The 11,986-nt window shown below is 39.8% G+C and carries 11 protein-coding genes and 1 riboswitch; of the genes, 9 read left to right on the top strand and 2 right to left on the bottom strand.

Features of this window, described 5'->3' with window-relative positions:
* Window positions 1–9 precede the first annotated feature (9 nt).
* Window positions 10–1,572, bottom strand: a complete 1,563-nt coding sequence (locus tag GNT69_RS00505) for a spore germination protein (RefSeq protein WP_203552996.1) — start codon at window positions 1,570–1,572, stop codon at window positions 10–12.
* Window positions 1,573–1,824: 252 nt separating this feature from the next.
* Window positions 1,825–1,956, bottom strand: a complete 132-nt coding sequence (locus GNT69_RS00500; protein ID WP_084820141.1) for a YuzL family protein — start codon at window positions 1,954–1,956, stop codon at window positions 1,825–1,827.
* Window positions 1,957–2,182: 226 nt separating this feature from the next.
* Here GNT69_RS00500 and GNT69_RS00495 point away from each other — a divergent pair, with 226 nt between their 5' ends.
* The 9 genes from GNT69_RS00495 to GNT69_RS00455 all read left to right on the top strand — a co-directional run bounded on the left by GNT69_RS00495 (window position 2,183) and on the right by GNT69_RS00455 (window position 11,692).
* Window positions 2,183–4,564 carry a 3-hydroxyacyl-CoA dehydrogenase/enoyl-CoA hydratase family protein gene (locus GNT69_RS00495; protein ID WP_203552995.1) on the top strand — a complete coding sequence of 794 codons (2,382 nt, stop codon included), beginning with the start codon at window positions 2,183–2,185 and terminating at the stop codon, window positions 4,562–4,564.
* A 65-nt stretch (window positions 4,565–4,629) separates the two neighbouring features.
* A complete protein-coding gene (locus tag GNT69_RS00490; RefSeq protein WP_203552994.1) occupies window positions 4,630–5,805 on the top strand; it encodes an acetyl-CoA C-acetyltransferase in 1,176 nt (391 codons plus the stop codon).
* Between the two features lie 20 nt (window positions 5,806–5,825).
* Window positions 5,826–7,610: an acyl-CoA dehydrogenase family protein gene (locus GNT69_RS00485; protein WP_203552993.1), complete on the top strand. Its 1,785-nt coding sequence runs from the start codon at window positions 5,826–5,828 to the stop codon at window positions 7,608–7,610.
* Between the two features lie 155 nt (window positions 7,611–7,765).
* Complete coding sequence (locus tag GNT69_RS00480) at window positions 7,766–8,122, top strand: arsenate reductase family protein (RefSeq protein WP_203552992.1); 357 nt, start codon at window positions 7,766–7,768, stop codon at window positions 8,120–8,122.
* Window positions 8,123–8,148: 26 nt separating this feature from the next.
* Window positions 8,149–8,529, top strand: a complete 381-nt coding sequence (gene gcvH / locus GNT69_RS00475) for a glycine cleavage system protein GcvH (protein ID WP_203552991.1) — start codon at window positions 8,149–8,151, stop codon at window positions 8,527–8,529.
* A gap of 430 nt (window positions 8,530–8,959) precedes the next feature.
* A complete protein-coding gene (locus GNT69_RS00470; protein ID WP_239093974.1) occupies window positions 8,960–9,205 on the top strand; it encodes a YusG family protein in 246 nt (81 codons plus the stop codon).
* Between the two features lie 200 nt (window positions 9,206–9,405).
* Window positions 9,406–9,759: a toprim domain-containing protein gene (locus tag GNT69_RS00465; RefSeq protein WP_203552990.1), complete on the top strand. Its 354-nt coding sequence runs from the start codon at window positions 9,406–9,408 to the stop codon at window positions 9,757–9,759.
* A gap of 7 nt (window positions 9,760–9,766) precedes the next feature.
* The gene (locus GNT69_RS00460) at window positions 9,767–10,078 is read left to right on the top strand and encodes a thioredoxin family protein (protein WP_203552989.1); all 312 of its coding nucleotides are present in this window, start codon (window positions 9,767–9,769) and stop codon (window positions 10,076–10,078) included.
* 303 nt (window positions 10,079–10,381) lie between these two features.
* Entirely contained in the window at window positions 10,382–11,692 is a 1,311-nt protein-coding gene (locus GNT69_RS00455; protein ID WP_203552988.1) for an O-acetylhomoserine aminocarboxypropyltransferase/cysteine synthase family protein, read from the top strand.
* A gap of 113 nt (window positions 11,693–11,805) precedes the next feature.
* Window positions 11,806–11,920: riboswitch (SAM riboswitch) on the top strand.
* The last annotated feature ends 66 nt before the right edge of the window (window positions 11,921–11,986 follow it).

The raw sequence follows: 11,986 nt of genomic DNA, 5'->3' as shown, positions 1-11,986 counted from the left end.
AAAAGCCAATCATTCATCAATATCATTAATTTGATTTGCTTTCTCTGTGCTAAATCGTTGTGGTTTTTCGGTCCGCAAAAATTGTGGACGGTTGGCTTGCTTTTTAAAGGAGAGCCGAATAAAAGCATCTTTCAAGTCTTCTCTCCTTGGTGGATACAACGGTTGCATAAATGGAAAGCCGAGCGATTCAAGCCGAATTAAATGGGTGAGCATAAAGCAAAAAGCGACGGTGATTCCAAGCATTCCCCATAATTCGGCCATAAATAGAAATGGAAACCGCAATAGCCGAATCGTATTGCTCATTTTATAAACAGGTGTCGTAAACGATGCTAACGCTGATAACGCGATAAAAATCAAGAGGACATTACTTGTCAATCCAGCTTCCACTGACGCCGTTCCGAGGACGATCCCGCCCACGATGCCGATTGTTTGCCCGACCTTTGTCGGCAACCTTGCACCAGCCTCACGCAACAGCTCAATCGTAATTTCAAGAAATAATGCTTCTAAAATTGGCGGAAACGGTACGACCCTTCGTGAAACGATAAGCGTACTTAATAGATCTTTAGGAATCAATTCATAGTGATACGAGAGGGTTGCCACATAAATCGGTGTTATCAGGACCGAAAAGGTAACACCAAAAACGCGAATTAAACGTAAGAAGGAAGCCAAAAACCAATTCAAGTAATAATCCTCAAATGAACTGAAAAATTCCATCAATGTTGTCGGACCAATTAACACATGTGGGGAACCATCAGCAATAATTGCGATCTTCCCTTCTCCCAAAACGGAAACGACCCGATCTGGCCTTTCCGTATCAAGTAGCTGTGGAAAGGGGGAGCGTTCGTTATCAGAGATGAGCTGAACTAAATACGAGCTGTCGACAAGATCATCGAATTCGATGTCATTAATCCGTTGACGAACGGTATTAACAATGTCACCGTTCGTAATGCCGTCAATATAAAGCAATGCCACTTTTGTTTTCGATAATTTCCCAATCGTGAATTCTTCGGTAATCAGTTCTTTAATTGGCAAGCGTTTGCGAATCATATTGATGTTTTGGTTAATTGATTCAACAAAGGCCTCTTTTGGTCCAATGACGCTAAATTCAATTTCCGGTGGACTGACGGAGCGGACAACTTCTTTTTGCGCGGAAAAAAACGCAAATTTACGCATATCATCTTCTAGCGTCAACAACACATACCCTTCAAGCAGTTTCTTAGCGATTTCGTGCTTTTCTGTCGACAATTCTACATCAACGATTGGCAACAGTTTTTTGACATCGTCAATGTGAGCAAATTCTCCTTCAAGCAATGAAGGCAGGGCATGATTGTCAACTACTTTTTCATCAACAAGTGTCGGCATAAAGGTAAAGTTGAACTTTTTGCCCGTTTTCTGATTAAAATAAAATGTTTTCTTATAGTCTTGTGATTTGGCGAGTTCTTTTTCCCAGTCTTCCACATGTTTGTTTTTTTCTTCATCATTTTTCTTGTTTTTGCTTTGTTGTACATTAGGCTGTTCAGTTTGTTGTTGTTGTTTTGGAAGTCTGCGTTTTTTCTTGAAAAAAGTAACCATTTTCCTCACCATCTTAATTGTTTCCGCTTATTTTTACCGAAAATGGGAAGTTTATCCCGAATTTAAGGATTAAGATCAAAGGATGTTGCGAGATTAAAAATCATGGCAAGAAAATTTAAATAGTGGAAATGAATAGAAGGAGCAATCATCGTCTTAACGATGAATCATTTGGCAATGAAATAGTGGAACAACAAACAGACAGGCTAAAAATAAATAGAGCCTGTCTGTTTGTTGTTTCTATTAAATGGTGCTTCACTTTTTATATTGATTATTCTGGCTGTTTACTTTGCCCCCGCCATCGTTTTCTACAGTCGGGCCGGCATTACCCTTTACGCTTGCAGCACTAACGCCACGTTTTGAAGGATTCTTTTTTAATCTTGCCATCTTGCTTCACCCCCTTTCATTAGCATGTCCGGCAACGATGATTTCAAGCAAATATGTCAAGGAAAAAACGGTTCAAAAAAAATATAAATTTCTTAACTTGTCTTTATTGATTTAATTTTTAGAATATTTTATCATTAGAAATGACAGGATAGTTCCAAATCTTTTTTTTGCATTAAAAATGAATGAGTGTTCATTCAAGATTGGCGGATGAAGGGGGATTAAAAGAATGCGACAAATTCAAAAAGCAGCAATCTTGGGCTCTGGTGTTATGGGAGCTGGAATTGCCGCACACTTAGCGAATATTGGCATTCCATCATTGTTGCTCGATATCGTTCCCAATGAACTGGCTGAATCAGAGATAGCCCAAGGGTTGACGCTTGAGGATCGAAAGGTTCGAAATCGCTTCAGTATGCGTGTTCTAGATCAATTGTTAAAACAAAAACCGGCACCACTAACAGCAAAGGGAAATTTAGCTTTAATTGAAGCTGGAAACATAGAGGACGATTTGCCACGGCTAAAGGAAGTGGATTGGGTTATTGAAGTCGTAGTCGAAAATCTTGAAATAAAAAAACAAGTTTTTGCGAAGGTCGATCAATACCGAAATGCCAGAAGCATCATTAGCTCGAATACTTCTGGAATTTCCATTGAAGCAATGGCAGAGGGAAGGTCCGAAGACTTTCGAAAGCATTTTCTTGGTACTCATTTTTTCAATCCGCCACGGTATTTAAAACTTCTTGAAGTCATTCCTACGAAAGATACAGATCCTGAAGTGTTAGCGTTTATGAAAAAATTCGGTGAGGATCGACTTGGAAAGGGAATTGTTGAAGCAAAAGATACGCCAAACTTTATTGCCAATAGAATTGGAACATACGGGTTGCTTGTTACTGTAAGAGAAATGATCTATGGGGGATTTAGTGTCGGGGAAGTTGATTCAATCACTGGACCGTTAATTGGCCGTCCGAAAAGTGCAACATTCCGGACACTTGATGTTGTAGGATTGGATACATTCGTTCATGTCGCCAATAATGTTTATGCACAAGTGGAAGGGAAAGAACAAGAAGTATTTCAAATACCGATATTCATGAAAGAAATGTTGGAACGCGGCTGGCTTGGCAGTAAATCTGGCCAAGGTTTTTATCAAAAACAAGGGAAAGAAATACTGGAACTTGATCCAGACACACTGGCATATGGACCGCGGAAAAAACTAAAAACAGAAGCGATCGATTTGAGCAAACAACAAAAGGGTACAGCGAATAAAATGAAAGCGCTTATATACGAAAATGATCGTGCGGGTCAATTTTTATGGAAGATTATTACTCCATTACTTATTTATTCGGCAGAATTGCTAGGACAGATTGCTGACGATATCGTTGCGATTGATGACGCGATGAAATGGGGATTTGGTTGGGAACTAGGACCCTTCGAACTTTGGGATGCAATTGGTTTAGCAGAATCTGTTCAGAAAATGCATTCAGATAAAATGGAAGTACCGGAATGGATTGAGAAAATGATGAAGAATGGCTGTACGTCCTTCTATCGAGAAGATTCAGGCATAAAATTTTACTATGACAAAGGAGAATATAAGCCAATTCACGAAAATCCAAAGGCAATCGACCTCAAACAACTGAAGGAGCAAAGTGGGGTCATTAAGAAGAATTCTGGTGCTAGCTTCCTTGATCTCGGTGATGGGGTCGCATTGTTGGAGTTTCACTCCGCCAATAACGCAATCGGCATTGATATTATTCAAATGATTAACTCTGCTATCGATGAAGTAGAAAAGAATTTTAAAGGTCTTGTTATCGGAAATCAAGGGAAAAACTTTTGTGTGGGCGCTAATCTAGCGATGATGCTTATGGAAGCGCAAGATGATAATTATTTTGAATTGGAATACATCATTCAAAAGTTTCAGGATGCAATGATGAGAATTAAATATTGTTCGAAACCCGTCATTGCCGCTCCCTTTGGAATGACTCTTGGTGGAGGTGCAGAAATCTGTCTTCCAGCTGCACATATTCAAGCTGCGACAGAAACATATATGGGACTCGTTGAAGTCGGTGTTGGTCTCTTGCCAGGTGGTGGCGGGAATAAAGAACTGTATATCAGGCATCTTGAGGCAATGGCAAATGGTGTGGAATATGACCTGCAAAAAGTCGTAAATAAAGTATTTGAGACGATTGCAATGGCGAAAACGTCAACATCTGCAGAAGAAGCAAGAGAACTTAATTTTTTATGTCAATCAGATGGCATTAGTATGAATGCTGATCATCTTCTTTATGATGCGAAACAAGCGGCCCTATATTTATCGAATAATGGCTACACCGCTCCTAAAAGAAAGAAGATTCCAGTTGTAGGGGAAACAGGATATGCAACTCTTTTACTTGGTGCGCAATCAATGTATTTATCAGGATATATTAGTGATTATGATCTGGAAATCGCGAAACAAATTGCTTACGTCCTTTCAGGTGGCAAGGTACCGTATGGGACAGAAGTTGAAGAGGAATATATGCTACAGCTCGAAAAGGAGGCTTTTCTGAAATTAATTGCACACCCGAAAACACAGCAGCGGATGCAACATATGCTTATGAAAGGCAAACCTCTGCGTAATTAAAAAGATAGCTTACTAGATGATCATTTAATTGATTACTATTCGTGCAGTGTATAGGAGGGAAAGCATTGAGAGAAGCGGTGATTGTCGCAGGAGCTCGGACGCCCGTTGGAAGAGCGAAAAAAGGGTCGCTTGCAACGGTTCGACCAGATGATTTAGGTGCCCTCGTTGTATCAGAGACATTAAAACGAGCGAATCATTATGGTGGAAACATCGATGACTTAATTATTGGCTGTGCTACACCTGAAGCGGAACAAGGGTTGAATGTTGCCAGAAATATCGGTGCTCTTGCCGGTTTATCTTATGAAGTCCCAGCAATGACGGTAAATCGCTATTGTTCATCCGGTTTACAGACGATTGCAATGGCTGCCGAAAAAATCATGCTCGGGCATGCCGATACAATTATAGCAGGTGGAGTTGAATCAATGAGTCTGGTTCCAATGATGGGGCACGCAATTCGCCCTAATGTGAAATTAGCTGAATCAGCACCTCAATATTATATGGGAATGGGCCATACGGCGGAAGAGGTAGCAAGAAAATATGGCATTACTCGCGAAGAACAAGATGCGTTTGCGGTGAGGAGTCATCAGCGCGCAGCCAAGGCCATTGAGGAAGGGAAATTTAAAGATGAAATCGTTCCTGTTGATGTTTCTGTCCGTTCAGTGAGCGAAAGCTTCAAGCAGGTGGAAAAGAAAATTCGTTTTACTGAGGACGAAGGTGTCCGCCCGAATACATCCCTTGAAGTCCTTTCGAAATTACGCCCAGCTTTTGCGAATAAAGGTACGGTAACAGCAGGCAACTCCTCGCAAACAAGTGATGGAGCAGCAGCGGTGATGGTTATGAATCGTGAAAAAGCAGAGTCGCTCGGATTGACTCCAATGGCAAAATTTCGGTCGTTTGCTCTTGGTGGCGTGCCTCCAGAGGTCATGGGCATCGGTCCAATTGTTGCGATACCTAAGGCATTAAAATTAGCTGGTATTGAACTTGGTGATGTAGGATTGTTTGAGTTAAATGAAGCTTTTGCTTCGCAATCGATTCAAGTAATCCGTGAACTAGGATTAAATGAAAAGCTTGTCAATGTGAATGGCGGTGCGATCGCTTTAGGCCATCCGTTAGGGTGTACAGGTGCCAAGCTAACTTTATCCCTCATCCATGAAATGGCCCGGCGGAACGTTCAGTTTGGTGTCGTAACGATGTGTATTGGCGGCGGAATGGGCGCTGCCGGAGTGTTTGAATTATTATAATTGAAACGGGGGATTCAATAATGGCAAATCAAACGGAGAGGCCACTTAAAGGCGGGAGCTTCTTACTGGAAGAAATAAAACCTAATCAAATAGTTACACCTGAAGATTTTACAGACGAACAAATCATGATTGCGAAAACAACGGAAGAATTTGTCGAAAATGAAGTAAGACCGGAAATTAATCATCTCGAAAACCATGAATTTAATCGCACCGTCAAACTTTTTAAAAAAGCCGGTGAGCTAGGATTATTAGCTGCCGACGTTCCTGAGGAATATGGAGGTTTAAACCTTGATAAAATAAGTTCAGCTCTTATAACTGAAAAAATATCCAGTGCAGGTGGGTTTTCACTTTCTCATGGAGCACATGTGGGCATTGGCTCTCTACCGATAGTGCTTTTCGGAAACAAACAACAAAAAGAAAAGTATTTACCATTTTTAGCAACAGGGGAGAAGATTGCTGCCTATGCATTGACAGAGCCTGGGTCCGGTTCGGATGCACTAGCGGCGAAGACGACAGCGAAGCTAAATGACGCGGGGTCACATTATATTTTAAATGGTGAAAAACAATGGATCACAAATGCTGGCTTTGCTGACCTATTTATCGTTTACGCAAAGATTAATGGCGAACAATTTTCAGCATTTATTGTTGAAAGGGAGTTTTCGGGTGTTTCAACAGGTGTTGAAGAAAAGAAGATGGGAATAAAAAGTTCATCGACTCGAACACTTATTTTAGAGGACGTTGCTGTCCCAGTAGAAAATCTCCTGTTTCTCCCAGGTAAGGGACATATGATTGCCTTTAATATTTTAAACATTGGGCGCTACAAACTGGGAGTTGGAGGCATCGGTGGTTCTAAGCGTGCATTTGAGTTAACGGTAAAATATGCTAATCAGCGTCAACAATTTAAAACGCCGATTTCTCAATTTAATCTAACAAAAGAAAAGTTAGCTACCCTTGCAGCGGAAATATATGCCGCAGAAAGTTCAGTCTATCGTACCGTCGGGTTATATGAACAGCGGATGAATCTACTCACAGAAGAAGATTATAATGATGGATTTAAAGTAGCAGCTGCTGTAGCCGAATATGCGATTGAGTGTTCATTAAATAAAGTATTTGCTTCCGAGACACTTGATCATGTAGTTGATGAAGGGGTTCAGATTCACGGTGGATACGGGTTTATGGAGGACTATGAGATTGAGCGCGCCTATCGTGATTCGCGCATCAATCGTATTTTTGAAGGAACAAATGAAATCAACCGACTTTTAGTTCCTGGCACATATATGCGCAAGGCATTAAAAGGGGAGTTGCCACTATTTCAAAAAGCCCAACAGCTTCAAGAAGAGTTAATGATAATGATGCCCGAAGAACCAAGGGATGAGCCACTTGGGCAAGAAAAATATCTTGTCAATAATGCGAAAAAGATTGCCTTGCTAGCGATTGGCTTGGCTGCTCAAAAATATGGCAAAGCATTAGAGGCCGAGCAAGAGATCTTGGTCAATATCGCTGATATCGTCTCGAATGCTTATGCAATGGAGTCTGTCGTTCTTCGTACGGAAAAAGCGCTTGAAAAAGCAGGGCTTGAAAAGAATAAGCAAAAGCTGCTTTATACACAAATCTTCTGTCAGGAAGCATTTAATAAAATGGAACTTGATGCAAAAGAAACCCTTGTTGCTGCAGAGGAGGGTGACACATTGAGGATGTTGATGTCAGCTTTCCGTAAAATCACACGTCACACCCCAACTAATGTCATCGCAAAAAAACGCTTAGCAGCTGAAAAAATCATTGATGCAGAACGTTATATTGTCTAAAAAGAATGGGAGAGCCCCCCTTGTTGGTATGGGGGCTATTTTTATATAAAAAATAGTACTAAAATTTACGGATGATTGTGATTTTTAATCTAATATATGGTAATATCCGAGTAGAGGGTGAAAGAATGGGTATGTTAAAATAGGGTGGTGAAAAAATGGCGTTCACTTTTTATTGGTATCCGAAATGCGGTACATGTCGGAAAGCGAAAAAATGGCTTGATGATAAAGGAATTCAATATAACGAAATACATATTGTAGATAACCCTCCATCTAAATCCGAGCTTGAGCAACTATATAAGAATAGCGGTCTTGAACTTAAAAAGTTTTTTAATACGAGTGGTCAAAAATACCGTGAGCTTGGTTTAAAAGATAAGGTCAAAACTGCGAGTGAAGCGGAGTTACTTGAGCTATTGGCTTCAGATGGAATGTTAATAAAGCGGCCATTGCTAACGGATGGAGATAAGGTGACGGTCGGCTTTAAAGAAGAAGACTTTGAAAAAAATTGGCTTTAATTGAGTACATAATTGGAGGGATTGTAATGACGATACCAAAAGAGTTACATTATTCTAAAGAACATGAGTGGGTTAAAACAGAAGGAGATAAAGTCCGAATTGGCATTAGTCATTTTGCCCAATCAGAACTTGGCGATATCGTGTTCGTCGAGCTTCCTGAAGTAGGAGATGAAGTGAATGTGGATGAGCCATTTGGAAGTGTTGAATCAGTTAAGACTGTGTCAGAGCTTTATGCACCATTAAGTGGGAAAGTTGTTGAAGTCAATGAGGACTTAAATGATAATCCTGAATATGTAAACGAATCTCCATATGAGAAAGCATGGATGATTGTTGTAGAACCTCGTGATTTAAGCGAAGTTGAAAAGTTAATGACAGCTGAAGAGTACGAAGAAATGGTAAAAGAATAAAAAGAAAGCAGCATCCAAACTTAACGGATTCTCTTTTTAGGTAAGCAGGGCACCATGTTGGAATTTGCCCTGCTTTTACCGTTATTCTTATGTTCTTCTTTGACATTTAACAATAATAGACGGATAATTTCCGCTTAATTAGTAAATATCATTAAAAATCGCTTAAATAAACGGAGGAATTCCGTCTATTAACTCGATAAACGTGAAAATGGGCGATTTTTATTTGCATAACCGGAAAAACTCCCCTTATATCCCCTGAAACGAGCTCCATTCTGCATTTAACCGGAAAAACTCCGCTTATTTTCCTTCCGTTAGTTACTCAATTAAGGACGAGCCTTCTGTTCATCCAAACTAGAATGATGCTTTCTTTTCTCCGTTAATTACCAATCATCAACTGCCATCGCCCGGGAAAAATAAACGTGAGGTGAGCATGATGAGCTTAGAACGAAAACGATTAGAGGTTACTGATCGCATTGTAGGGAAAATGGCAAATGGAGAGATTCACTTATTTTTGGACCAAGAGAAAGTTGGTTCCATTTCTCTTGCAGAAGGAAGCCAAATTCAATTAGAACATCATTTTGAGACAGATGAACAGCAAAGGATTTTTCAGCATGTTTCTACGCCAGGGAAAGATGAACCAAGATACACAGATTGTGATGAGGGAGGCTGGTGTTAACAGCAAACAGCAGAAAGTTTGTGCTGTTCTCCTCTCCTCTTTTACTTAAACGCTCGCCAATCGGCGAGTTTTCTTTTTAAGCATTATTTTTGCATTAAAGTTCTGAAAAAGTGAGAATAAGTATATGGATAAATTAACTGCACAATCTTTTTGACAATGATTATAATAGTGTAAAGATCGGTTTGGCGGTGGTTGATATGATGATGGAAGAATGGGATAAAGTGATTATTGTGGAAGGGAGATCAGATAAGAGGAAAATTCAAAGCATCCTCAATGAACCTGTCGAAATCATTTGCACGAATGGGACGATTGGCGTCTCTAAGTTAGACGAATTAGTGGAAGATTTATTTTACAAAGATGTATATATTCTTGTTGATGCGGATGATTCAGGTGAAAAGTTGAGAAAACAATTTAAGCGAGAGTTTCCTGAAGCAAGTCATTTATATATTGATAAGATGTATCGTGAGGTAGCAACAGCGCCAGAAAAGCATTTAGCGACCGTTTTATTAGGTGCAAATATTGACGTCCATACCGAGTATTTAGAAAAAGGATGAAAGAACAATGGAGAATTGGTCAGCGGATCAAATTGAACAGTTTATGAATGAGGGCAAAACAGGGGTTTTGTATTTTTTTACCCCTCTTTGCGGGACATGCCAAATGGCTGCAAAGATGGTTGAAATCGTTACTCAGCTCTATCCTGAACTCGAGTTTGGGAAAGCAGACCTTAACTACATGCCAGAAATAGCAAAACATTTTGCGGTTAAAAGTGTCCCAGGGTTATTCCTTTTTCATAATGGAATAGTAGAAGAAAAAATTTTCGCATTTCATTCTGTTCCTTATTTATCTGAAAAAATAAAGCAAATCCTGTTATAATTTTTCGGGGAAAAACGACATATTTCCTAGGAAATGAAAAAGACAATGCTGCCTTTATGCTCAGTAATTGTCTTTTTTTTTGCTAATAGCGCATGTGCAACAACGCCTCTGTCTTGGCCCTAAGGGGCACACCAATCGGCGATTTTCTTTGTTTTATCTCGGGTCTATATGGAAAAGAACATCATAGGTTTTGAATATTCTAATAGCATTTCGATGAAAACGATGATAGAGTATTGGTAAAAGATTTTTTTCGACAAAGTTTAACGAAGGAATAGTGGTAGAGAATAAGAAGGAGAGATAAAGATGACAGAAAAACAAAACTATCGTTTAGAGACACTAGGAGTTCATGGAGGACTAAAAGCTGACCCGGTAACAGGAGCGAGGGCTTTGCCAATTTACATGAACAATGCTTATCAATTTAAGGACACAGAACATGCAGCCAATTTATTCGGCTTAAAAGAACCTGGATACATATATACTCGGATTCACAATCCAACTGTTACAGTATTTGAAGAACGTGTGAATTTGCTTGAAGGCGGGATTGGTGCGCTTGCTGTTTCAAGTGGAATGGCCGCAATTACGATGGCAATCCTAAATGTTGCCCATGCTGGTGATGAAATCGTTTCTTCCTCGCAATTATATGGTGGGACTTACAATTTATTTGCTGTGACCCTTCCGAAATATGGGATAAACGTAAAATTTGTTGATCCTACAGATCCTGAGAATTTCCGAGCAGCGATTACCGATAAAACGAAGGCTATATTTGCGGAAACGATTGGAAATCCAAGTTTGCGTGTACTTGATATTGAAAAAACAGCTGAAATTGCTCATGAAGCGGGGCTACCATTAATTATTGATAATACGTTCGCTACTCCTTATTTATGCCGGCCAATTGAACATGGAGCTGATATCGTTGTTCATTCAGCAACAAAATGGCTGATTGGAAATGGGACAGCCCTTGGCGGAGTGATTGTCGATGGCGGGAAATTTGATTGGAATTCACGGAAGTTCCCTGGATTTACAACCCCTGATCCAAGTTACAATAATCTAGTATATAGTGAGGCATTAGGTGCAGCAGCTTATATTACGAAAGTACGTGTTCAACTTTTACGAGATATGGGACCGGCAATTAGTCCGCAAAATGCTTTCCAATTTGCGTTAGGTTTAGAAACTCTTCATGTCCGAATGAAAGAACATGTCGCGAATACGAAAGAAATTGTTGATTATCTTGAAGCACATCCAGCAGTTTCTTGGGTATCTTATCCTGGTCATGAAGCGCATCCAGATAAAGAACTTGCTGACAAATATTTGCCTAAAGGTGCGGGTGCTGTTGTTGTGTTTGGAATTGAAGGTGGACGTGAAGTAGGAGCAAAATTAATCAATTCGATAAAATTATGGTCACATCTTGCTAATGTTGGGGATGCTAAAAGTTTAATCATACATCCAGCGAGTACAACTCATCAGCAATTAGATGCTGAGGGATTAAAAGCATCAGGTGTTTCAGAAGACTTAATTCGCCTATCAATTGGGATTGAAAATGTAGAAGACTTAATTGTTGAGCTTGAACAGGCGATTTTTGCGGCAACAGGCATACCAGCTCCTGCGAAAGCATAATAGGCAATTTGGAAAGAAAGACCAACTAGATTATTGTTGCACGATAGTTTATTCCATGATAAAATCACAATCATATTTACTTAGTTAATAAAACAAATTAAATAATTGGATAACTCTTATCCAGAGAGGTGGAGGGAAGTGCCCTATGAAGCCCGGCAACCGTCAATAAGAAATTGAATATTGAAATGGTGCTAATTCACCCAAAGCAGATGTTTTGGAAGATGAGAGAAAGGTTTTCCTGAAATTTTGCCTTTCTGTTCATCTACAGGAGGGCTTTTATTTTTCTAATAGAGC

It is taken from the genome of Bacillus sp. B15-48, assembly GCF_016879755.1.
Taxonomy (GTDB): Bacteria; Bacillota; Bacilli; order Bacillales; family Cytobacillaceae; genus Mesobacillus_B.
This window is presented reverse-complemented; position numbering and strand designations above follow the sequence as displayed.